At 43.3% G+C, this 24601-nt stretch carries 20 protein-coding genes and 1 pseudogene; 9 read left to right on the top strand and 12 right to left on the bottom strand.

What is annotated here, in order from left to right:
• Positions 1-268: 268 nt before the first annotated feature.
• Both BB427_RS11025 and BB427_RS11020 read right to left on the bottom strand, forming a co-directional pair.
• On the bottom strand, positions 269-1741 hold the full coding sequence (locus BB427_RS11025; protein ID WP_069020722.1) for an aminoacyl-histidine dipeptidase: 1473 nt from the start codon (positions 1739-1741) through the stop codon (positions 269-271).
• 97 nt (positions 1742-1838) lie between these two features.
• Positions 1839-2909, bottom strand: a complete 1071-nt coding sequence (locus BB427_RS11020) for a ketoacyl-ACP synthase III (protein WP_069020721.1) — start codon at positions 2907-2909, stop codon at positions 1839-1841.
• Positions 2910-3089: 180 nt separating this feature from the next.
• Here BB427_RS11020 and BB427_RS11015 point away from each other — a divergent pair, with 180 nt between their 5' ends.
• The 6 genes from BB427_RS11015 to BB427_RS10990 all read left to right on the top strand — a co-directional run bounded on the left by BB427_RS11015 (position 3090) and on the right by BB427_RS10990 (position 8125).
• Entirely contained in the window at positions 3090-4331 is a 1242-nt protein-coding gene (locus BB427_RS11015; RefSeq protein WP_069020720.1) for an ATP-binding protein, read from the top strand.
• Complete coding sequence (locus tag BB427_RS11010; RefSeq protein WP_069020719.1) at positions 4312-4827, top strand: response regulator transcription factor; 516 nt, start codon at positions 4312-4314, stop codon at positions 4825-4827. Before BB427_RS11015 ends, BB427_RS11010 begins: the two co-directional genes overlap by 20 nt.
• A gap of 51 nt (positions 4828-4878) precedes the next feature.
• Complete coding sequence (locus BB427_RS11005; RefSeq protein WP_045987898.1) at positions 4879-5289, top strand: DUF1761 domain-containing protein; 411 nt, start codon at positions 4879-4881, stop codon at positions 5287-5289.
• A gap of 6 nt (positions 5290-5295) precedes the next feature.
• Positions 5296-5547, top strand: coding sequence for a hypothetical protein (locus BB427_RS11000; RefSeq protein WP_010379245.1), 252 nt, complete (start codon positions 5296-5298; stop codon positions 5545-5547).
• A 171-nt stretch (positions 5548-5718) separates the two neighbouring features.
• On the top strand, positions 5719-5979 hold the full coding sequence (locus tag BB427_RS10995; protein ID WP_010379248.1) for a CBU_0592 family membrane protein: 261 nt from the start codon (positions 5719-5721) through the stop codon (positions 5977-5979).
• Positions 5980-6115: 136 nt separating this feature from the next.
• On the top strand, positions 6116-8125 hold the full coding sequence (locus BB427_RS10990) for a TonB-dependent receptor plug domain-containing protein (protein WP_069020718.1): 2010 nt from the start codon (positions 6116-6118) through the stop codon (positions 8123-8125).
• A gap of 62 nt (positions 8126-8187) precedes the next feature.
• On the opposite strand, the gene BB427_RS10985 is transcribed toward BB427_RS10990, so the two are convergent.
• Positions 8188-10569: a TonB-dependent receptor gene (locus BB427_RS10985; RefSeq protein ID WP_010379253.1), complete on the bottom strand. Its 2382-nt coding sequence runs from the start codon at positions 10567-10569 to the stop codon at positions 8188-8190.
• 205 nt (positions 10570-10774) lie between these two features.
• Between BB427_RS10985 and BB427_RS10980 the strand changes: the two genes are divergently transcribed.
• Positions 10775-11569, top strand: coding sequence for a kinase (locus tag BB427_RS10980; RefSeq protein WP_069020717.1), 795 nt, complete (start codon positions 10775-10777; stop codon positions 11567-11569).
• Between the two features lie 35 nt (positions 11570-11604).
• Here the strand turns inward: BB427_RS10980 and BB427_RS10975 are convergent, their stop codons facing one another.
• The 9 genes and pseudogenes from BB427_RS10975 to BB427_RS10935 all read right to left on the bottom strand — a co-directional run bounded on the left by BB427_RS10975 (position 11605) and on the right by BB427_RS10935 (position 20730).
• Entirely contained in the window at positions 11605-12453 is an 849-nt protein-coding gene (locus BB427_RS10975) for a Tim44 domain-containing protein (protein WP_069020716.1), read from the bottom strand.
• A 144-nt stretch (positions 12454-12597) separates the two neighbouring features.
• Positions 12598-13317, bottom strand: a complete 720-nt coding sequence (locus BB427_RS10970) for a DUF3379 family protein (RefSeq protein ID WP_069020715.1) — start codon at positions 13315-13317, stop codon at positions 12598-12600.
• Positions 13317-13832 (bottom strand): sigma-70 family RNA polymerase sigma factor, encoded by a 516-nt coding sequence (locus BB427_RS10965; RefSeq protein WP_010605216.1) that lies wholly within the window; start codon positions 13830-13832, stop codon positions 13317-13319. Before BB427_RS10965 ends, BB427_RS10970 begins: the two co-directional genes overlap by 1 nt.
• Before the next feature lie 156 nt (positions 13833-13988).
• Positions 13989-15620, bottom strand: coding sequence for a BatD family protein (locus BB427_RS10960; RefSeq protein ID WP_069020714.1), 1632 nt, complete (start codon positions 15618-15620; stop codon positions 13989-13991).
• Positions 15614-17399 (bottom strand): annotated as a pseudogene (locus BB427_RS10955) (VWA domain-containing protein). The gene BB427_RS10960 and the pseudogene BB427_RS10955 overlap by 7 nt, the downstream one beginning before the upstream one ends.
• 8 nt (positions 17400-17407) lie before the next feature.
• The gene (locus BB427_RS10950; protein ID WP_069020713.1) at positions 17408-18391 is read right to left on the bottom strand and encodes a vWA domain-containing protein; all 984 of its coding nucleotides are present in this window, start codon (positions 18389-18391) and stop codon (positions 17408-17410) included.
• Complete coding sequence (locus tag BB427_RS10945; protein ID WP_069020712.1) at positions 18384-18815, bottom strand: DUF4381 domain-containing protein; 432 nt, start codon at positions 18813-18815, stop codon at positions 18384-18386. Before BB427_RS10945 ends, BB427_RS10950 begins: the two co-directional genes overlap by 8 nt.
• Positions 18816-19769, bottom strand: coding sequence for a DUF58 domain-containing protein (locus BB427_RS10940; protein WP_069020711.1), 954 nt, complete (start codon positions 19767-19769; stop codon positions 18816-18818). It lies immediately after the preceding gene.
• Positions 19770-19773: 4 nt separating this feature from the next.
• Entirely contained in the window at positions 19774-20730 is a 957-nt protein-coding gene (locus BB427_RS10935; RefSeq protein WP_010377722.1) for an AAA family ATPase, read from the bottom strand.
• A gap of 268 nt (positions 20731-20998) precedes the next feature.
• Here BB427_RS10935 and fadI point away from each other — a divergent pair, with 268 nt between their 5' ends.
• A complete protein-coding gene (fadI, locus tag BB427_RS10930; RefSeq protein ID WP_010605222.1) occupies positions 20999-22309 on the top strand; it encodes an acetyl-CoA C-acyltransferase FadI in 1311 nt (436 codons plus the stop codon).
• Complete coding sequence (fadJ, locus tag BB427_RS10925; protein ID WP_069020710.1) at positions 22309-24411, top strand: fatty acid oxidation complex subunit alpha FadJ; 2103 nt, start codon at positions 22309-22311, stop codon at positions 24409-24411. Before fadI ends, fadJ begins: the two co-directional genes overlap by 1 nt.
• The last annotated feature ends 190 nt before the right edge of the window (positions 24412-24601 follow it).

Raw genomic sequence — 24601 nt, 5'->3', positions numbered from 1 at the left:
TTGTTGCTCAACTTTTGCCTAGATTACTAGGCGGCAAGTCGAGCGTCGCGACCAAAACACACTCAGAAGAACAAAAATCAAACAGCAAAGGTCAACAGGCCCTAGTTAAGTGGTCTATTTTGAGGTAAGAAAATCTTGTCGATAGCCTGGCAAAAATTTTGCTATTTAGTTGTTCTAAATGATAAATTTTTAACACAGCTAGCGTCAGATTTAACCCCCTCAAATTGAGCAAGTATTAAGTCAAATTGGTATTAGTTTTGGATTAGTTTTACTGCTTCTCAGGAATATTTTCTAAGATCCCTTTCATTTGCTGCCAATATAGACCAACGCTTGAAATTTCTACTTTTTCCTCGGGAGAGTGTGGAAATTTGATGGTTGGACCGAAAGAAATCATATCCATGTTCGGGTAAGGCTCTTTGAACAAACCACATTCAAGACCAGCATGAATAACCATAATATGTGGCTTTTCACCGTAGATTGATTCATACATATCACGGAAAATAGCTAATACTTCTGAGCTTGGATCAGGTTTCCAGCCAGGGTAAGCACCACAGAATTCAATATCAGCTTGTGTCAGCTCTGCGAGTGAATGCAACATACCCTCGACATCACTGCGACCAGAATCAATTAATGAACGGATCAAACATAGGACTTCTAAACTGTTATCTGTAGTAGAAATTACGCCCATATTAAGAGAGGTTTCAACAACGCCTGGAATATCGTCGCTCATGCGTATAACACCATTAGGGCAAGCATTGAGAAGCGCTAATACTTTGCTTTCGGAAGCTTGGCTCATTGGTAATGTGGTACTTGTTGAAGTGTTGAGCGCAAATGTGATCCCGGTTTCTATGGCACATAATTCTTGCTTAATGATGGTTTCATAAGCTTCAATCAGCGCTTGGAACTCGCTTATTTTCGCTTCATCAAAACTAATGACTGCGTATGCTTCGCGCGGAATTGCATTGCGAAGGGAGCCGCCTCTGATCTCGATAAGTCTTAGGTCAAAGTCTGCGATATGATGCTTTAAGAATCTTGCGAGCAATTTATTGGCGTTGGCGCGGCCGGTGTGAATGTCGACACCCGAGTGTCCGCCGCGTAAGCCTTTTAGAGACAGCTCAAATATTTGATGGTGTTTAGGTAACGCTTCTCGCGCGAGTTGTAGAGTTAAGGATGCATCTACACCACCTGCGCAGCCCATGTAGATCTCACCTTCTTGCTCGGAATCGGTGTTAAGTAGGATTTCACCTTCTAACCAGCCAGATTGCAAACCAAACGCGCCACTCATACCTGCTTCTTCATCAACGGTTAGCAACACTTCAAGTGGACCATGTTTAACGTCGTCAGCGTCTAATACGGCTAAACATGAGGCCATGCCGATACCATTGTCTGCACCCAGCGTCGTGCCAGTTGCAGTTACCCAGCCATTATCAACATATGGCTTGATTGGATCGGTAACGAAATCGAGTGCTGTATCGTCATTTTTTTGTGGCACCATATCAATGTGCGCTTGCAATACAACAGGCTTACGATTTTCCATGCCGCTCGTCGCTGGCTTTTTGATGAATACATTCCCTGTATCATCACGACGTACGTCTAAATTTTTGCTTTTAGCCCAATCAACAATAAAGCTTGCTAGCGCTTCTTCGTGCTTTGAAGGGTGGGGAATGGCACAAATTTGGTCAAAAAACTTCCAAATTGCTTGTGGTTCTAATTGACTGATCTCAGTATGCGCTTTGAGCACAGTAGACTCCTTGGATGAGCGATAATAATATTGCAATATTACCACCCACCCAAGGGCAAGATCGAGCAATTAACCCTAACTCGGGAGAATAGGTTAGTTATTGAGCTTGACTTGCGGCCACTGCTGGTGCGATCAATTCAAGGCCTGTTTTATCGCAATCAGGTAAACGTGCATCCGACACCGCAATTGGGGTCGTTCTTTCTCCCCATTTCAAATAGCTGGCAGCCCAGGTTAATCCTGCGCCAAATGCCGCCGACATAATATTAGCGTGTGGCTTAATAAGACCATTTTCGACAGCTTCACACAGTGCAATTGCAATTGTTGCAGCTGAGGTATTACCATACTTGTCGATATTAACCATGACTTTATCATCTGCAATTTCCAAGCGATTTTGGATAGCTTGAATGATACGAAGATTAGCTTGATGCGGAATAAGCACATCTATATCGTCTAATGAGAGTTGTGCTTGGTCGAGTACATCATCACATGCTTCACTCATACCTTTTACAGCACGCTTAAAGATTTCACGTCCCTCAAAAGAGAGATCAGAAGGTCCGGTGCCAGCACAGCGATCCATATCAGTACCATAGTTTGGAATGTGTAATATACTTCTATCTGTGCTATCACAGCCAGTTTTGGTGCCTAATAGTCCGGTTGGTTCGTCACTTGCTTCAAGCACGACAGCACCTGCACCGTCGCCAAATAATACTGCGCTGTCACGCTTTGCCCAGTTTACATACCAAGTCATCCGCTCAGCTGCAACAACGACTGCTCTTTTAATCATACCGGCTTGGATCTGTGCGGTGGCATTTTGTAGTGCATACAAAAAGCCCGAACAGGCTGCATTGGTATCACATGCTGCTGCACCAATAGCGCCAATATTTTTTTGTACTAAAGAAGCTGTATTTGCCACCATAGTTGACGGTGTGCAGGTAGCAAGTAGCACAAGATCGATATCTTTACCTTCAAGCCCTGCACATGCCAAAGCGTGTTGACTGGCCACCGTTGCAAGTTCAGCAGTGCTCACATGGCTAACGCGTCTGGATTTGATACCTGTTCTCGTACTTATCCATTCATCATTGGTGTCAACGATAGTGCTAATTTCATCATTACTGATGCTAGCTGGTGGAATACACTTTCCCCAGCCTGTAATTTTTGCATAAACCATAGTGTCTCTTAATCTAATCCGACCAGTTGGCCAATTTTTTATTTATACCAAATCCTTCACAGTATTGCCATAAAAGCGAAGCAGAGGTTTGTATTAGCGCGATATAACTGACCTCGATCACACCTATTTTTGTTAGATTAGGTATAATTCTTTTATCTTAGCTTAGCTTCTTAGATTTTCATGAAAATTGCGTTTTCTCCCAATTCTGCATTGGGTCAACTGTTGCTGTTGCGGTCAGTGGCAATCGTTATCCAAATTGTGATGCTAGCGATAGCGGCTGTCGTTTTTGGTAAACAATTTGATTTTGTTTCTGTGGCTGCGGTGGTGGCTGCGGAGTCGGTATTTCAGCTATTAAGTATTTACGCCTACCGTAACACAAAAGAAGCAGCGCCCATTGGCATGACAATGCAATTGTTGGCGGATATCTTGTTTCTTACTATTTTGTTGGATCTGACCGGCGGAGCAACCAATGCATTCGTGTCCTTGTTGGTACTGCCAACGGTTATTGCAGCAGTAACGATCCCAACTATCAATATGTTGATGGTGTCGGCTGGGGCGATTGGTGCTTATCTCTATCTTTATATAAAAATGTCTCATGAACATGTCCACCATATGGACATGAGCACTCACTTGCTTGGGATGTTAGTTAACTTTACTTTCACTATCATAGTCGTTGTTACCGTGGTGAGCATATTGGTAAAGCAAAATCGAAAAAAAGAGCGGGCTATTGCTTTGTTGCGGGAGCAGCAGCTACAGCAAGAGCAATTAATCGCATTAGGTAGTGCGGCCGCACAAGCGACCCATCAACTCGCCACGCCAATCGCACATTTGGCGCTATTACACGAAGAGCTGGAGGAGTCGTATCCAAAAGAGGCATGTGTTCAAGAAATGTCAGAACCTCTTGGGAAATGTAAGGAGCAGCTTAATGTCTTTAGAGAATTCACTGAGTATTTAAAGTCAGCGTCTAAACAAATGATAACTGTAGAGCACCTTGCAGAGCAGTTAAAAGAATTAACGAATTTACAATTTCCACAGCAGCATTTTCGATTCGATATCACTAATGTTCAGGGGGCACTGTGCGATGATCCTATGTTGATGCCTTCGATTTTAAATCTTATTAGTAACGGTGTGCGAGCAAATGAGCAAGCAAAACAGACTGACATCGACGTGATATTTACCTCAGAGTCGACTGAACATGTGATCACCATACTTGATAGAGGTGAGGGAATTGCAGAAGAAAGGCTAGCGCAGCTGGGGCACAATGTAGTGAATAGTGAATCAGGACTTGGCATGGCAGTACTACTTAGTCATGCGACAATTGAACGGCTTGGCGGACATTTACTCATTGAACGCGATGTTAGCTATGGGACAAAATGTACGATTAAACTACCAAGGGTGAGTGATGAAGTTACTGCTTGTTGAAGATGACGTGCCTTATGCACAAACATTAATACGGCGCTTAGAAAAACAAGGTTTTAGTGTTGAGCATGTTACTTCCATTGAAGATATGCAGGTGGCTTGTAAACAAGAGGTTTTCAGCTACATATTATTGGATATGAAACTTGGCGAGGCCAACTCAATAAATTTCATAACACAAATCAAGCAGCTCAATGCAAATGCTCGCATTGTATTATTAACGGGTTATGCCAGCATTGCGACTGCAGTTGAGGCGATAAAATTGGGCGCTGACGACTACTTAACTAAACCTGCAAGTACCAGCTTGATAGTACAAACGCTATTGGGAGAGAAAGGCCAAGAAATTGTGGAAGAAGTCATGTCTCCAGAACGACTAGAGTGGGAACATATTCAGCAAGTTTTAAAGGCAAATGAAGGTAATATCTCTGAAACCGCGCGGCAACTTAACATGCACAGAAGAACGCTGCAGAGGAAATTACAAAAGAAACCTGTTTATAAGTAGGTTTTCACTTATACTCATTATTAAATAAAATGAAATATGCTGAGTTAGTCGATGATACTCTCATTTGAAGCATTAAACCTTTGGGCAATTATTCTCGCCGCTTTGTCTTCCTTTATGTTAGGTGGTATTTGGTACTCTCCTATGCTGTTTCAAAAAGCCTGGATGGAGGGATGTGGACTGACAGAACTTGACCTACAAACGAGCGATCCCAAGATGACTTTTGGCGTCGCATTTTTGTTGTCTTTGTTATCCGCTGTGTTTATGGCAGTAATGCTTGATCTATCGCTCTCTTTGCTAGCGGCTACCGGAGTTGGGCTTGGTGTAGGAGTCTTTTTCGTCGCCTGCTCACTAGGAATAAGCTATATATTTGAGCAGCGCCCGATGAAACTGTTTTTAGTCAACGGTGGCTATCATGTGTTACAGTTTACGCTCATTGCATTTGTACTTAGGATCATGAGCTAACCCGGTATGGCAAAACCCAATAAAAAAGGCCCTGTTAGAACCGTCGATATTTATTGTGCTGGATGCCGCCAGCAGCTATTTAAGTATCGTAAGGGAGGCAAGGGCAGCCTAGTTAAATGTTTTAAAGAACGGATCACCCAAGATTTTACCACCAACCAAATAAACTGCCCTCATTGTGAGCAAGAGTTTGCCCGCGATACATTAGTGAGAGGTGCGCCAGCACTGAAAATAATTGGCGGCAAGGTCACCTTCAAGTAGTCATTACTTAAATTTTCATTGCTCACTTTTTGTTGTTATCAGACAAATGTCCTGTCTTGAATTTTCCAATTTGTTACTATCTCGCCGTTTGGCTTTGCTGTTTCAACGAATGAAAATGACCCTTCCCATGGAACTGGGCCAGCCTCTTGGGTCTTGCTAAATGGAAAAAACATGATCGATTTAATGTTCGATATCATCGGTATGACAGGCACTTTCTTGGTTGTTGGTGCATTCTTTATGCTACAGCTGGAAAAGGCATCTCCCGATAGTTTAACGTATAACTTAATGAATTTAAGTGGTGCGATCCTACTACTGATTAGTCTTTGTTATAACTTTAACCTTGCAAGCTTTGTGATTGAGCTATTTTGGATCGCAGCGTCTTTAATTGGTTTATTTAAATATTTCAAAGCGAGAAAGTTGGCATCGGCTTAGAGTCTAAAAGAAAAGGCTAATCAAAAACTTGCGTAGTGGCTAGGAGCAAGTATTATTAAGTTAATCATATGCTGCTACGTAGGTTAGAGTAATCTAACACTACGAGTGAAGTGTGGGAACATAGAGCTCGTATAATATGAAAAACTTAAGCGCTTTAATTAAAGTCACGCCATTATTAATTCCTTTTGCGGTAGTCGCTGAACCAGAAGCTACGGACTCCGACCTTTATCAGCTTTCATTTGAAGAGCTGTTGAATGTAAATGTGTCTATCGCAACCAAAACCGACGAAACGAGAGCATCGGTTCCCTCTAGTATTACTGTTTTTAATTCAGAACAAATAAATAGCCTAGGTGTCGACAGTGTTTATGATTTGATGAACTTTGTACCTGGTTTTCAATCTACTCGAGGTGATTGGGTAGGCGCTGTGCCAAAAGAGCATACTCGCGGTGTGTACTTGGATACTGGACATGTGTTAGTGATGATTGACGGCCAAAGGCTCAATGAGTCCTCATTTGGTAAAGCATCAGTCTACACACCTTACATTCCGATTGAGATTATCAATAAAGTTGAATTTATCCGAGGTCCCGGTTCCGCCCTATATGGTAGTAACGCCTTTCTTGGCGTGATGAATATTATTACCAAAAAGCGTAATAATCAGCTTTCTGTTGGTTATGGTGAACACGGTAGTGCGCAAGCAGCGTTGAATCTTTCAAGACAAGTGTCGGATGAAACACGGCTCTATGCCAATGTAGCATTTAATAAACGCTCAGGGGATAGCTATTTTGGAGGTGCTGTAAAAGACCCGTTAGAATCACTTTTTGTTGTATTTGGAGGTAGCCATCAAGCGTTAACATGGCAAGTAAGGTTTAACCGTACTCAACTTGATGAGTTTTTAAATCTTTCCCGTTATTCCCCTGAAAACGAGCATAAAAGTGAGAACTATGCAGCAACATTTGAGTATCATTGGCAAGTTACTGAGCAGCTAGAGTTAACGCATAAGCTAAGCTTTATTGAGCATAATATAGAAAGTGCAGGACTCATCGTTACAGCAGCAGAAATTGGTATCACGCAAGGTGGGGACTTCTTAGTTGGTCCAGCTTGGCAATCCAGAGACTTAACTTATAACTTAGATGGTGGTTTTAAACAAAACGACCGGTTACAGTGGAACTTTGGCGTTGAGCTATCAAAAGAAGAACAAAGTAAAGCTGGCGTTAGAACCTCATATTACGATCAAAGTGTCGGTGATATCATCATCTATAACCACACTTATTTAGGTGGTATTCAAACCATATCTGATTACGCCCCTTTTTATCCGTTGCGACAAGACTTTGATTCATATGCTGGGTACGTTCAAGCAAAGTATCGGTTTAGCGAGCAACTGAGTATGTTCGCGGGTGCACGATATGACGAAGTAAAAGACATAGATGATAAGTTATCGCCTAGACTCGCGTTCGTTTATGGTTACGATGAGGCTAACACTTTTAAGTTGCAATATGGTGAGTCTTTTCGTACCCCTGTGAGCAACGAACTTAATTCAAACGATGATGTTACATCAGGTAATTCGGAGTTAACTTCAGAATATGTAAAAACCACAGAGCTTGTTTGGCACTATCAAGATGAGTCTAAACAGTTTGATGTAGTGTTATTTGATAATGAGCTTGAAGACTTCATTAATCTAGTCCCAATAGATGATGAACAAGCGGAGTTTACATTTGATAACGTTTTTGAGACGAGCATGCAGGGTATTGAAATTAATGCTAATTTTAATCTGAGTGGCACAACTTGGATACAAGGCGCATACACCCAGTTATTTGACGAGCCATTAAATGGCAGTTTTAAAAAGTTTGCTGCACTTGCCTTTACTCATAAAAGAGAGGCGGTAGAAGTAACTTTAAATGCAATTTGGAGAGACACAACATTTATACCTGCTCCCCCTGAGTCAATTGTCGATGATTTCGAGCAGTCAAGTTACTACCTCATCGGCGGCACCGTTTCTTTCAATTTGGATAATAACGCTAAAATTCAACTGAAAGCTGAAAATCTTTTTGATAAAAAATACACCGTATTTGATCCAAGATTGATTGACGGTCATGTGCCACAACAGGGCAGAAATTTAGTGATCCAGTATATTAAGAATTTTAATTAGCTGATGGGGTAGGTGTTTCTAGAATGAATGTGCCACCTATACGGTGGCACATTTTTTATTACTTAAAAGAACGTATAATCAACACGTAGACTGATTGTGCGGCCATTTAGGTAGTTAATATACTCTTGAGCTGCTGAATTATTGGCGTTTCTAGAGCGAGCACGCATATAGGTAGCAGTTTCTTTATCAAATAGGTTATTAACGAATACACTTAGTTTTAGACTATCACTTAGCTGAATACGTCCTGATAAATTAAAGACACTATATGCTGGTGTTTTGTCTTCATCACGAACATTAAAGTGTGTTTTATATTCATCATAGAAAGAGTATTCGCCTCGGATGTAAGCATCTTTACCGAACAATTGAATATTTTGATCAAGCGCTAGGTATGCATTCCATTCTGGTACCATAGTCATCTTATCACCAGCACTTGCGGAGATAGAATCATTGTCTTCTGTGATCTCTGAGCTTGTATACGACGTGTTGAATGACATCGTTAAGTCGTCAGTTAAACGAGCCGTTGACTCAAACTCAAAACCTTCAGACTTAGCTTCACCGCCGTTAGCTGTATATGAGAAACCACACGTGTCCATGTATACTGAAGTTTTAATATCAGTCCAATCGATGCGATAGATAGCGGCTGAGAAATCAACCTTTCTGTCAAGTACGCTTGCTTTCAAGCCTAACTCGTAGTTTTCGATAGCATCAGAGGTGTAACGGTCTTTACGGTTTTTAGCAAGTGGATCGGCCTCACATGAAGCTGCTAATGGACCATTGTTACCACCTGGTCGATATCCTTCTGAATATAAACCATATACAGACATTTCTTCACTTGGACGGTAAGAAACACTGAACTTATAGCGGTTACCTGATTCTTCACCACTTAGATTATCTTCAGAAGTTGCCCAAATACCTTCTTGCGTGTAGTGAGAACCATCTTTAAGTTCAAAGCGGCGTACACCACCATTCACTTCAAGGCTACCGGAATCACCTAAATCAAATTCGTATGCAACATCCGCGAAGAAAGCGAGTTCTTCTGAGTAATCACGAATGTTGGTAAGGTTCCAGTTGTTTTGCGGGTTGCCAAATGTATCTTTACCAATTTGTGTCGCATCCGCACCCCACCAATTAAGTGCTAACGCAGATACTTTGTCACCTTTTTCATGATATTGGTTTTGGTAGTCTGGATCATAGCCGTACTCAACTTCGTCATAGTAAGCGCCGATAGTCCAAGATAGAGGCGAGTTTACATCAATATTTTGGAAACGCAGTTGGTGAGTCACGCGCTCATATTTGCGATGGTCAATGATCCAAGTACGGAACATATCTGACGCATCTAAGCGACTCCATGCAGTTTGAATGCTGTCTTCTTCATAAGTACGGTGAGAGCCTGCGTAAGTTAAAGACGCAATATCTAGGAAGTTATCATCCTGAATATTTAAAGTGAAAAGGTCATTAGTGGCATCAGACCATGGGTCCATTAAGTCCCACACTTGGTATTTTTGTGGTACGCCCTTGTTAGCGATTGGCGCGTTACCCGCGTTACATTGAGGACGCTCTGCAGTTTCAGGACAAGAAACTTTAAAGAAGTCGACATCATACCCATAAGCCGCTTCCTCATTGGCAGTTAAGCTGTAGTCCCAATAATAACCTGGTGTAGAACGGTCACCTGTTGTTGTACCTGTGTCGCTGAATGTCGTATGTGCGTAGCCGAGAGTAACAGAAGTTTCTGGGTCTACTTGCCATAATAGTTGGCTGCGGATAAAGCCTCGATCTGCGTTACCCTGAACACCTGTATTCATGTTAACCATTTGGTAACGTTCATGCTCTGTATTACCACTTACACGTAGTGCTAATGTATCATCAACAAGTGGAATGTTAACACCCATTGAAATATTACGATGTAGACCATCTACATCTTTTTCACTTCCAATCTGTGTAGATGCGAAAAATTCAAACTCATCAAGTACAGGTTTTTTAGTGATGATCCTCACCGTACCACCGATAGCATTGGAGCCATAAAGTGTACCTTGTGGTCCTCGTAAAACCTCAACTCGCTCTACGTCATTTAAGTTTTCAAAAGTGAAAGGAACATCATCGACAAAAACACTGGTTGTATCTGGAAATGCAGTGTTACCTCCACTCAGGCCACGCAAAATAAGTTGACCTCTAGGAGAAGCAGCCCCTGCAAGCGTTCTATAAAAGTCTTCTGCTGATACTAAGTTACGATCAGCGATGTCCATAGCTGAGATAGTAGAAACCTGCATTGGAATTTCTATGATGGTTTCTTCTTTACGACGAGAGGTAACGGTAATTTTTTCAATTTGTTCTTTAGCACCGTCTTCTGGTTGCTCTTCCGCGGTTGCGTAAAAGCTTGCTGATGCAGCCAGCATGCTAAGGCAGAGAGTACTCTTAGCAAATGGTATCTTCCCCAGTGGTTTCATTGTGATTTCCTTTATTGTTTTTGTGTGAAAAACGCAATAGTACCCATATTGGTACTATTGCTTATGTATCAATGAAGGGTAAAAATAATTTATTAATGTAAATTATTCAAGTTTAATGTAACTTTATTTTTGTTGTGGTGTTTTTGTTTTATTTAAGTCTATACTAATCATAAGGTTACTAGTCTGAAAAATAATGCTTAGAAATATGGAATTAGCCGAAAGTCTAATAGGGTTTGGAATATTTAATTCTAAAAAAACACTAGTTATCGGGGTGTCTGGCGTTCAGGGCTCTGGAAAATCAACACTCAGCTATTCTCTTTGTAAACAACTTAGGGAGGTTGGCATTACCTGTAAGTGTGTGTCGCTTGATGATTTTTATTTAGACCCAGAAGAGCGGGCAGTGCTTGCTTCAAAGTTTCATCCGCTGTTTCAACAAAGAGGCTTGCCTGGTACTCATGATCTGCAACTATTACAAGATGTTATAGACAGGTTTAAACGCGGCGCAGCACTGACTTTACCTGTATTTGATAAATCAATAGATAGGAAGTTGCCAAAATCAAAATGGCGAAAAGTTGATGCGGGTTTACAGGTACTTATTATCGAGGGATGGTGTATGGGAGTGGAGCCGCAGCCTAGCGATGCGTTAGCATCTCCCGTTAATCAATTTGAGCAAGAGTTTGATAAAGACGGTTCGTTTCGCTTACAAGTGAATCACATTTTATGTGAAGAGTATCAAGCTATTTTTTCACAATTAGATAGTCTCATTTATTTAAATGGAATGAGCTTCGACAGAGTATATCAGTGGCGCCTGCAACAAGAGCATATGCTCAAAGCATCGACTGGAAAGGGGATGAGTGATGAGCAAGTTAGACAATTCATCCAGCCATTTCAACGCCTTTCGGTATGGGGGATGCAAAGCTTACCAAACATCGCAGATATTGAAGTGTGTTTGGGTGAGGATAGAGCAGTGCTGCAAATAAACACTCAACTTGGTGAATAAACAAGTTGAGTGTAATTTTTACTAAAGTTGATGAATTAGGCCGCTAGCTCTTCAACACCAACGATTAACCAGGGGGCATCCCCCGTCGTTTTACGCTCTAAGTGCCATATTTCGTGGATAGGTTCTTCTTGCATGTCGCCGAGGTCACGATATTTGCCAGTAAACTTAATGCTAACTTCCCAAACGTCAGGGTGTGTATCTGCACGGACTAACTCAGCATCAACAAACATCACTTCAGTGTTAACGTCGCCTTGCTGCTCTCGCTCACGTTTGAACTCTTCAACCAACTCTGGACTCAAGTATTCAGAAACCGTCGAAAAGTCGTTGTTATTCCAAGCGGTTTGAATGGTTTGATAATGTTGCCTTGCGCCTTGTAAAAAACCGTTGATATCAAAATCTCTAGGCAGGTTCATAGGCACGCTACTTGCGCCAAAACCACCGCCAATTGATCCTTGGTTTTGAAATTGTTGTGGTGGTGGCGTATTGTTGTAGCCACCCATATGCGGCGCACCGGCATAACTTGGCTGCTGTTTTTTTGCAAGCATGCCTTTAACCAATTTGAAGATTAAAAAGGCAGCAGCGGCAAGCAAAATCATTTCAAGGAATTGAAATCCTTCAAAATCATCGCCAAGCATTGCGGCAATTAGACCACCGGCTAGTAATCCGCCAAGTACACCGGCCATAATGCCTTTTTTACTTGACTTAGGTGTCGTAGTCGATTTTGCATTTAATGCTTGTGTATCAGTTTGCTGCTTTTGCTGGGTTGTTTGTGTTTGCTGGGTTTTTCCTGAGCTCTTACTACCAAACTTCTTTCTTGCTTCAGCATTAAAACTGGCTGTAAATAAAAAAGAAACAAGGGAAAGTAACACAATGAAATGTTTCATAAAGTTCCTATATACCAAAATAACTGCCGCCATTGTAAAGAACTAACATGGCTATTTAAATAGGTATGTACCTCAATTAAATTTGTATTTTGAGAGGTTTAGTAAGGATATTGAGACACCGCCCCAAAGAGTGGGGCGGTGGCGTTATAACCAGCGTAGTGAGCTTGTCACTTCTGATTGGAAGGTTTCAATCGGCGTACCTCGGTTTGCCACCAGTATGGTGTTGGCTTTACCATCATGAGCAATTAAGCCTTCAAAGCGGCTATCTCCAAAACTATCTTTGCCGTCAATCGTGCTTTGTTGACCAGCTGGCACGACAAAAACCGTGAGTGGACCAAACTCGGATTGCATAACCAAGTGAAGGCTTTTTTGGCCTTTAAAGTTACAAAATGTCGCGTAAACCACTTTACCCGGTAAGTTGTCGAACTTACCCCCAAACATCGCGAGCTTCTCGTTCACGGTTTGCAGTGACACTGTTTCTTGCTTTTGCAGTGCATTTTCTTCGTAATACACATGAGCAAGCGCATGTTCACCGGTATCGACAGGGTGTCCAAAACCACCAAAGTAAAAGACCACGGCGGCAAAAAATACACTGGCGGCAATCGCAAATGGTGCAGTAGCGCGTCTAAACCAAGACATTTTCACTACTTTGTGTTCTTCCGTTTCAAGCTCCTTTTGCTTTGCAATTATCTTATCAGCCAACCCCTCAGGCACATCAATATCGAGTGATTTTCCCAAGAAATCGTCGAAAGCTTGCATTTCTTCGACCAGTGCTTGCAACTCAGGTTGCTGTTTGGCCTGTTTCTTGACCTCTTCATCATGAGGATCAGCAACGAGGCGGCGTCGAAATTCGAGTTCATCCATCAGTTTGATGCCCCCTTTATTGGTTCATATTCAGTCGTTAAAGCGTCTTTTAGCTGGTTGCGAGCACGGTATAACCTTGTCATCACCGTGTTTTTATTCAGCTCAAGTATATCGGCGATTTCATCCCCAGAGCATCCCATCACCACTTGCAGTAGCAGTGGTTCACGATATTCTGGTGCTAAGTTGGCTATTTGTCGTTGCACAACGGTTTGCTCCATTGCATCATCCAAAGCCGAACTGGTATCGTCGACCAGCGTATCTTGTTCAACCTCCGCATAGTCAAATTGCTTGCGCTCAAAACGACGTGCATTCTCTCGTCTTAAAATAGTTAATAACCAAGGCTTTGCTGCATTTTCATCTTGTAATGAATCGAGTGCGCGCCAAGCCCGCAAAAAAGTTTCTTGTACTAAGTCTTCTGCTATTGTCGGATCGCCAGACAACCAATAAGCGAACTTATATAGCTCTTTGTGGTACATCCGAACCAGTGACTCGTAGTGATGTTGTTTACTGGCCATATCTATGAGACCTATCTTTTTGCAGGTTTATTTCAACAAAAACGTATTTTATTTTAGTTGATTTTGGGAGTGTATCTCACACCAAGCATAATGGATCTGTTAATTATTTACTAACAAATCTAGTTCGTCTTGCAATAAAAAAGCGCCCTGAGGCGCTTATTGATATAGATTGCCTAAATTCTGGCTTTTATTTGCGTGAACAGTGCTTTTTACACTGGTTTTAATTTCACCATATAGTTGAGACAAGTCTACTTTTGCGCTATTGCCTCCATACAGCGAGCTTTGTAGCGTTTGTACCTGTGCTCGCAATGAGCTGGGTTGAAGTGCTAGCCATTGTGTCATGGTGATATTTTGTTGTTTGGTGTAGCGCAGTAGCGCTTGATAAAAGCCCGCTGGGTTATCTTGCTTAACCGCTTCTTCAAACGAAATAAAAGGTGCTGGATTTTCATCAGTGACCGTATTGACTAGTGGGTTTGAGGCAGGTTTTGCCCTTAGGCGCCATATTAGTAATGTTATTAGCCATAATACGTATCCGAAAGCGGCGAGTCCCCACATCCACAGCGGGATAATTTGCTCTGTGATCACGTTGGTTTGCGTAGCCGTTGATGGATTTACGCTTGGACTTGAAAGCGGTTGCGTGATTGGAGCGGCCTGTGGTAAGGCAGGCTGATTTGGGTCATGAATCACGCTGACAGACTTACTTGGTAATGTCGCAAACTCTTCACGTTTAGTGATGGTGTTAAACCAAGGTAGTTTTACTTCGGGCAGAGTAAAATCACCGGCAAGTTGCGGTAGGTAAGCAAAAGAAATAGTTAACTGTGAGATGACTTTTCCATCTCGGGTAATTTGCTTACGTTCAGACGCGTCTGGATAAATTCTAAAGCCATTAACGTCTTCAAGCTGAATGTCAGGAAGCTGCTCTTTAGTAACACCTACTGCAGTGAGTGTTAGTGTTCGCGTGATGGGCGTCCCAACCATAAACTCGGTATCTTTGGGCTGCCATTCTTCAGAAAAATTCAAATATTCACTGGGTAGCCAGTTATCAGCAGCGTTAGCTGGAATTGGAGATACTGAAAAGTCAATGGTATTGCCAACCGCAGAAGTCGCCATTCTACGATAGCCATCTCTGATCTGGCCGTTGAAGATCGGCGGCTCTATGCTGAAGTCACCACTTTTTTGTGGTTGGATCATATATTCGCGAGTGAGCACCATGTAGCGTCGACCGTCAATAACTTCGTATTCTTCATTGGCTTTGCCCAATTGTGTGAAATTAGCACCATCTGAGATTGGGGCACTCAGTTGACCATCTAGTAGTTCTTTTCCTACATAGAGCTTAACGGTATAAAGCGCAGCCTGTTGAACATAGAGATTTTTTGTCTTGAGTTCGGTTTTTACGAATATATCTTCACTTTGCTGCTCATCATCACGAGCAACAACTTTAATTTCGATCGGCTGGGTCGTTTCACCATCTACTTCCAACGCAGGAATGGTGTAAGTACCCGGAGTGCGAGCAACGAGCTGCATTTGCCAGGTAGTGGAGCTTGAAACGCTACCATTAATGATACTGGTTCTTGAGCTGGTATTCACCGGGCTGGTGATAAAGTCGTTACTAAGCACCGAAACATCAGGAATGGTGCCTTTGACTTTACCCTCAGCGATAATCGACAACGTGAAATATTCACCTGCGAGCACTGGGTTTTTGTCTACGCTGGCTGTGAGATTTTCCAATGCCAACGAGGCGTGGCTTAATATCAACAAAGACAGAAAAAATAGAATGCGTTTTACCATGATTTTTCAGCTCCTCTTGGTAGACGTCTTTGTTTGCGTTGTTGTGCTTCTAGTTGCATTTTATTTCTCAATAATATGGCCGGATCATCGGGTACTTTTCTAAGCAGTTGATTAAGCTGTTGCGCTTTCTCAATTTCTTCAGGGGTAAGTGGCCGACTATCTTGCATCATTGCAGCCTGTGCCTTTTCTTCATCCTGCGGTGATTGCTCGGGATCGGGCGTAGGTGCGGCTTGCGCTTGCTGTTGTTTTTGCTCTTGAGTTTGTTCCTTGGCTGCTTGCTGGTCTTGGCGGGCAGCATCTAGCTCTGGCTCGTTGTTGTTTTGTTCTGACTCACTTCCTGCTTGTGAATTCTGTTGGTCTTGCTGACCTTGTTGGTCTTGCTGGGTCCTGCTGACCTTGTTGGTCTTGCTGATTTTGCTGCTCTTGCTGATCCTTTAACGCTTCGACTAACGCTTTATTATCCTTCGCTTGCGTAAAATCAGGATCTAGGGATAAGGCTTTTTCGTAGGCAGAAATTGCGTCGTCTAACTTACCAAGCCGTGCTAGCGCATTGCCCAAATTGTATTGGCCTTCTACTGAGCTTGTTTGTTCGAGTGTTTTTACCGCTCCTTCGTAATCTCCAGCTTTATATAGGGCTGCACCTTTTAATACCGGATTATCGGCAAGAGCAGCTTCATCGAACGCTTCATTTTGGTAGGCCTGCAGCGCGTTTTGGTCGCTATTTTTAAACCACTGTGTCCATTCATTCGCCAGCGCTTTTTGCTGTGGCAACATCGCAAAAACAACCAAAGCACTGAGCATAACTGCGTGATTTCGAACCAATAACAGTGCGAGTGGAATAAGTACAATCAACAGATATATTCCCGCATCTACTCGCCACTTAGCACTTTCTTGGTCGCGTTTAAGCACCGATGTATTTGCACCCAAATTAGGCTTAAATGTCTCTATGTCACTGCTGTCAGCAGTATAGCTGGCAAACTTTCCACCTTTTACTCTAGCGAGTTTTTCAAGTCGAGTCGGGAATAACTTTGGCACCACTATCTGACCATATTGGTCTTTTAAAAAGCCGCCTTCAGGTAATTTGATTGGTGCGCCTTGCGCCGTACCTAAGGCATAGATACTCAGCTTAAATGAGCTGTCAGAAAGAAGCTTTTGTACATCTTCTGCGTCTTCTTGTTCAAGTCCATCGGTTACCAAAATAATGTCACCATAGGTTGCACTTGCACCTGTTAACAAGCTAACGGCTTCTTCGATACCTGCATATACGTTAGAGCCTTTTGAGGGCATGATCTCTGGACGAAGGCTTGGGATCAAGTTCTCAAGAGTAGTGACATCAGTTGTGAGTGGCGACACGGTAAAAGCATCGCCTGCATAGGCAACTAAACCTGTTTCGCCTTCTTTAAATTGCTTTAGCATGTCTAAAGTTTTAAATCTCGCTTGGGTTAAGCGGTTTGGCGCGAGATCGGTTGAGTACATAGAATAAGACATATCCAACACTAACACTCTAGGTGCTTGAGTTTTAAAAACCGGTACTTCTTGTTTTTCAATACTTGGTCCCGCAACCGCAATAATGGCTAACAAAAAGAACACAATACCAAGCCAAGAGTTACTTTGTTTTTGGTGTTTTTGACCATCGGCTCCCATCACCACCTTCATCAGGTGCGGTGCGATAAGTTGCGCTGATTTTTGATTGGACTTTTTAGACCATTGCAATGCACTGTATACCACCCAAGGAATAAGCAACCAAAGCAGGTGTGGGCGAATAAATTCAAATTCCATCATATTATTTACCCTCTTAATTTTGTTCTTAATACGAGACTTAGCTGAGCCACAAAAAGCAAGCCGAGTATCGCGAGGAGAGGAATATAAAACAGTGAAATCTTAGGACGGAAAGTCTGTGTTTCATCACTTATCGGCTCTAGATCATCGAGCATAGCGTAGATCTGTTGTAGGCCTTCCACGTCTTTTGCGCGAAAATATTGCCCACCAGTTTCTTTGGCGATATGTTGCAACGTTTTCTCGTCGATACTACTACCAGCCATAGAATTAAAACCAAATAAACCAAAACCGCGTCTACCATCTGAGCCAACACCAACAGTATAAATCTTTATGCCTTCTTCTCGGGCTAAGATCAGTGCTTCTTCTGGTTGAAGGTTGCCCGCGGTGTTTTGACCGTCGGTCAGCAAAATCAAGATTTTGTTACTTTGTTCACGTTTACCAAAACGCTTTACCGACAAACCAATAGCATCGCCAATCGCTGTGGCGCGTCCAACTAAACCAATTTGTGCCTCACTAAGCATTTGGCTAACCGTCGCTAAATCTCGGGTGAGTGGCGTTTGCAAAAACGCGGTGTCACCAAAAAGAATAAGCCCCAGACGATCCCCTTGGCGCGCTTCGATAAAGTCGCTAACAACGGCTTTGACGACAGACAATCTGTCCACTAAGCGACCTTGGTATTCCATATCTTGCTCTGTCATTGAAGCCGACAAGTCAACGGCAAGCATAATATCGCGGCCCTCGTTTGGCACAACGATTGGGTCGTCAAGCCAAGTCGGGTTTGCCGCTGCGGTTACCAGTAGTAGCCAGATGAGTGTTTCCACTAGGCTTACTTTTATGCGCTTATTGAGTTGATTTGTGCTCGCGAGTTGTAACTTTGCGGCACTTGGCATACGAATATTGATGTTGGTCTGCGCGATACTCGGTTTAAACTTCGCAATTAGCCAAGGCAGAGGTAACAATAAAAAGGCAAGGGGCCAACTAAACTCAAACATCGAGACGCTCCTTCACTTTGAAGGTATTGATCGCACGACATAGTTTATCGCTGAGTGCGGGGTCTTGAGTCGGAGCATATAACGAGTCAAGCTCTTGCTGAGTGAGTTCAACGCGTGTGAGTTTTGTTTGCAGTGTTAACCATTCTTGGCCCGATCTACTCGCAGCGGTATCACCGTAATAATGTTTTACTAAACGTTTGAGTATGGTGTGTAATGCTTGGGCATTATCCTGCGAATGACTCAGTTTTACGGCTTCCTTTTTTGCTTTTAAAAATTGCTGGCGACGATATAATAGCCAACACGTAGCCCCAAATATTGTGAGTAGAACACAAATGGCTCCCCACATTGGATAAGAAAATGGCCACCAGCTCACGCTTTGAGGGATGACCACATCATTAAGCTGGTCGAGTGGATTGACTTGCATTTAACCCCTCATGATTTGTAATTCGATTGGTAATGACGCGTCGTACTTTTTTAACGACATACCAGAGCGCTTAAGTAGCGCTAATCTTCGATTGAAAAAGTCAGACGCATTTTGCGAGAATTTGTCTCTAAATTGCTTGTCCATCAAGGGCAATGTCCAGTTTTGTTCACCAGCTGAGACCTCAATCGCTTGACTGTATTCAGGCAGATGATGCTCAAAAGGATCGCTCACCATACAACCAATTACTTCGTTATGGCGAGCGGTGCGCTCTAGCAATTTAAAGCTTTCATCATTCAACTCCGTAAAGTCCGAAATGAGATAAATCAGGCTGCCGGGTTTGGCTAGATGCACAAGTCGTTTTAAATTCTCATTGAAACGATCCCCCGAGGAGTGAGTCTCTTTTTGAATTAATGCTTGTTCGTGTAGGGCACAAAACTGATGAGCTAGCGCAAGCACTCCTCGGTCGCGAGCAATCGGTTTTAGCTCGTGGTGATTGCTGTCATTAAATACCACACCACCAACACGGTCGCCGCGTTGGCATGCAGCCCAAGACACCAAAATGCCTAAGTGCGCCGCAAGCACCGACTTAAGTAACAGCTTTGAACCAAATAGCATGCTTGAGGAAAAGTCACAAAATACAAAAACGGGGCGTTCTTTCTCTTCTTGAAAGAGTTTCGTGTGTGCTTCACCGGTACGCGCGGTAACTCGCCAGTCAATCGCACGAATATCATCACCATATTGGTATTGTCTGACTTCAGCGAACTCCATACCTCGACCTTTATGCGGTGCAAGGTATTGTCCTGATTGAGCACTTTTCACTTTTCCTCTCGGTTTGAGCGAAAGTAAATGCGCTTTGGACTTATAAAAAAGTAGCTCTTTCAGGCCGAGTTCGACACCATTACTGTGGCTTTCATTAAACCAGCTGGCTGAATTAAACTGCTTGATGTCGTTCATAGTATTATGGAACAGCAACCAATTCTAAAATCTTACTGATCACCTGATCTTTGGTGATCCCATCCGCCTGTGCCTCATAACTCAGCACGATACGGTGACGTAGCACGTTATGCACCACAGCTTGAATATCTTCTGGGGTGACAAAGTCTCTGCCTTGTAGCCACGCATGAGCACGAGAACATTTATCAAGCGCAATTGTAGCTCGAGGGCTCGCACCATAATCAATCCAGCTTGCAAGCGTTGCATCAAAGCGTTGTGGCTGTCTGGTCGCAATAATTAATTGTACAAGATATTGCTCCAGAGGCTCGGCAAGGTGCATGCTTAGTACGGTTTTACGGGCCTCAAATAGGGTTGCTTGACTAATAGGTGTGAAGGTTGCTTGATACTCCTCCAGCGCCTCGCCGCGAGTGAGGCGCAAAATATCGACCTCGGTTTCTGCATCCGGATAATCGATATTCAGATGGAGTAAAAAGCGGTCAAGCTGCGCTTCCGGTAGCGGGTATGTACCTTCTTGTTCAAGCGGGTTTTGTGTTGCCATTACCATAAATAGCTCAGGTAACGGATACGTTGTTTTGCCAACGGTTATCTGGCGTTCGGCCATTGCTTCTAGTAGCGCTGATTGCACTTTGGCTGGCGCTCGGTTGATTTCGTCAGCCAAAATCAAATGATGAAAAAGCGGGCCTTTCTCAAATACAAATTCATTGGTTTGTTGGCGATAGATATCTGTACCAGTTACATCAGAAGGCAATAAGTCAGGGGTAAATTGGACGCGTTGGAAGCTCCCTTCAATGCCTTTAGCCAGCGCATTTACTGCACGGGTCTTAGCTAGACCTGGGGGGCCTTCAACCAATAAATGACCATCTGCTAAAAGCGCGATAAGCAAGGATTCGGTCAGTGCACTTTGTCCTAAAATTTGGGTATCTAAATATTCTTTTAGTTGAGAAAACTCGTTTACTGCCATGAGACTGCCTTTTAAGCCGACAAAAATAAAAATAGTTATATGGACGCGGAATGAATAATCAAGTTGATTAGACCCATAATTTTAGAAAAGTTCATAAATTTTAAATAACAATTTCAAATACTTTGAGATTGCTTGAAAAAGCATCTAAAGTTGGTTTTCACGGTTTAAAAAGCAGCCATTTCGTGCTTTGCTATTGGCAACTTCGATTTGGTTGTTTAGAATCGGAGGAAATTAACAGGTCAGACCTGTCAGCGGGAGAGCAAAATTCATGTCTGAACAAAACATACTAAAAACATCAAAAGGCGACCGAATCGCTATCGTGAGCGGCCTGCGTACGCCATTCGCAAAGCAAGCTACCGCTTTTCACCACGTTCCAGCCCTAGATTTAGGTAAAATCGTCGTCAACGAAATGCTTGAGCGTTTGAACTTCGATCGTAAAGAAATCGACCAACTGGTATTCGGCCAAGTTGTACAAATGCCGGAAGCACCAAACATTGCGCGTGAAATCGTGCTTGGCACTGGCATGCCAGTTTCTGTTGATGCTTACTCTGTATCACGTGCATGCGCAACCAGTTTCCAAGCGATTGCTAACGTTGCAGAGAGCATTATTTCAGGCCAAGTGAGTGTGGGTGTTGCTGGTGGTGCGGATTCTTCATCAGTGCTACCGATCGGCGTGAGCAAAAAGCTTGCAGGTAGTCTTGTTGACTTGAACAAAGCACGTACGCTTAAGCAGCGTTTACAGATTTTCTCAAAGCTAAGACTCAAAGACTTACTGCCAGTGCCACCGGCAGTTGCAGAATATTCAACTGGCTTATCAATGGGGCAAACCGCTGAGCAAATGGCTAAGACTCACGGGATCAGCCGTGCAGATCAAGATGCGATGGCGCACCGCTCACATACCTTAGCTGCAAAAGCGTGGTCGGAAGGCTTATTAAACAATGAAGTGATGGCTGCCCATGTTGAGCCATACAAAAGCTTTATTGATAAAGATAATAACATCCGTGAAAACTCTTCATTGGAAAGCTACGCCAAGTTAAAGCCTGTATTTGACAGACAGCACGGCTCAGTAACAGCAGCAAATGCAACGCCACTGACCGATGGTGCAGCGGCAGTATTAATGATGAGCGAAAGCAAAGCTAAAGCGCTTGGTTATGACATCTTAGGTTATGTGCGTAGTTTCGCCTTCTCTGCTATCGGCGTACACGAAGATATGTTGATGGGTCCTGCACATTCAACGCCTGTAGCACTTGACCGAGCGGGTATTACCCTTGCTGATCTTGACCTGATAGAAATGCATGAAGCTTTCGCAGCGCAAGCGCTGTCCAATATGAAAATGTTTGGCTCAGACAAATTCGCGCAAGAAAAACTCGGTCGCAGTAAAGCAATTGGCGAAATCGACATGGATAAGTTTAACGTGCTTGGTGGTTCACTTGCATATGGTCACCCATTCGCAGCAACTGGCGCACGCTTGATCACGCAAAGCCTACATGAGCTTAAGCGCCGCGGCGGTGGCCTTGCATTGACAACAGCCTGTGCTGCAGGTGGTCTTGGAGCAGCATTCGTATTGGAGAGCGCATAATGTCAGTATTTTCTTATGAATTAAACGACCATAAAGTCGCCATCGTCACCATCGACGTGCCGGGCGAAAAAATGAACACCCTACGTGATACATTTGCTGATGAATTATTAGAGATCATCGCAAAGAGTAAGCAAGACGACGTAACGGGTATGGTTTTTATCAGTGGTAAAGACGATAATTTTATCGCGGGTGCAGACATTAAAATGCTAGACAGCGCGAAAACCCGTGAAGATGCGTTAGCGATTTCGGAAATGTGTCATAAAACCTTCTTTAAATTGGCTGATTTACCATTCCCGACCGTTGCCGCGATCCACGGTGTAGCACTGGGTGGTGGCTTGGAGTTTGCGCTGGCGTGTGATTACCGGGTATGTACTGAAGACAGCAAGACTAAATTGGGTCTTCCAGAAGTACAGCTTGGTCTATTGCCAGGCGGTGGCGGTACACAGCGTCTACCGAAATTAGTTGGTATTCAAAAAGCACTTGAATGGATGCTAACTGGTAAACAAGTTCGACCTAAGCAAGCGAAAAAAGCGGGCTTAGTTGACGATTCCGTGCCGCACAGTATTTTACTCGACGTAGCGGTGAAGCTTGCCAGAAAAGGTAAGCCTAAGCCTCGCAAACCAAATTTAGACAAAATTAGCCAATTGCTAGAGTCTAACCCGTTCGGACGCAATATCATTTTCAAAAAAGCACAAGAAAATGTTGAGAAGAAAACGGGTGGTCACTATCCTGCGCCGCTCGCTATCATCAAAGCGGTACGTGCATCTGTAGAGCTGGACAAGCTTAAAGGTTATAAAACCGAAGCCGAGGGTTTTGCTGATTTAGTGATGTCTGAAGTATCGCGCTCGCTACGTGGGATTTTCTTTGCAACAACGGAAATGAAAAAGGATTTCCAAGGTGAAGATCTTGCTCCTGTGAAGCGTGTTGCAGTGCTAGGTGGTGGCTTAATGGGCGCAGGTATTACCCATGTTAGTGCGGTTAAAGCAGGCACTCCGGTACGTATTAAAGATGTTGCGCATCAGGGCATTAGCAACGCATTAAATTACAGCTATAAGATCCTAACGCAACGCCAAAAGCGTCGTATTATTTCAAAGGCAGAGATGCAGTCAACTTTGAATATGATCACGGGGACAACAGATTACTCTGGTTTTAAACACACAGACATGGTGATTGAAGCCGTATTTGAAGACTTAGACCTTAAACAGTCGATGGTGGCGGATATTGAACGCGAATGTAGTGAGAGTACGATATTTGCAAGTAATACTTCATCATTACCAATCGGCCAAATCGCGGCAAAAGCGACGCGTCCTGAAAACGTAATTGGTTTGCATTATTTCTCACCAGTAGAAAAAATGCCGCTGGTGGAGATCATTCCGCACGACACCACCAGTGATGAGGTTATTGCGCGCACTGTGGCTTTTGCTCGTAAGCAAGGGAAAACACCAATCGTCGTAAAAGACAAAGCTGGTTTTTACGTAAACCGTATTCTGGCACCTTATGTCAACGAAGCGGCAAGTCTTTTGCTTGCCGGTGAGCCGATAGAGAAAATCGATCAAGCCTTGGTTGAGTTTGGTTTCCCAGTTGGTCCTCTTGCGCTTCTTGATGAAGTAGGTGTAGACATTGGTTCTAAGATAGCGCCAATCCTAGAAAAAGAATTAGGTGCTCGCTTTAAGGCGCCGGATGCTTTTGCACGTATGATAGATAGCAAACGTCTAGGTCGCAAATCTGGTCGTGGTTTCTATACCTATGAAGGTAAAAAAGGCAAGCAAGTGGACGAGTCGGTTTATGAGTTACTCGGTGTCACGCCTTCTCCTAAGTTGAATAAACAGGAAATTGCGAACCGCTGCGTTGCGCAGATGCTCAATGAGGCTGCGCGCTGTCTTGACGAAGGTATTATTCGTAATGCGAGAGATGGTGATATCGGCGCTATTTTCGGTATTGGTTTCCCTCCATTCTTGGGCGGCCCTTTTAGTTATATGGACAAAAAAGGCGCCAATAAGGTGTGTTCAGAGCTATCAACATATGCAGCTGACAACCCTGTATTTACACCTGCGGAGCCGCTACTTGCTATGGCCGAAGAAGGCAAAGCTTATTACGAGTAACGATACCAATTTATCTTAATTGAAAATATCCTATCTGTAAGCCGCTGTAATGCGGCTTTTTTCGTTCTCTGGTCTAGACTTAGTAGCTGTAATGGTATGTAACTTTTGTACCATCGACATGGATTCTACAGCACCTAGACGGCCTCTAATTTCTTCTTTTGCTTACTGCGCTCTAGGATTTGCTGAATTT

The organism is Pseudoalteromonas sp. BMB, from assembly GCF_001709235.1.
Classification (GTDB): Bacteria; Pseudomonadota; Gammaproteobacteria; order Enterobacterales; family Alteromonadaceae; genus Pseudoalteromonas; species Pseudoalteromonas maricaloris.
This window is presented reverse-complemented; position numbering and strand designations above follow the sequence as displayed.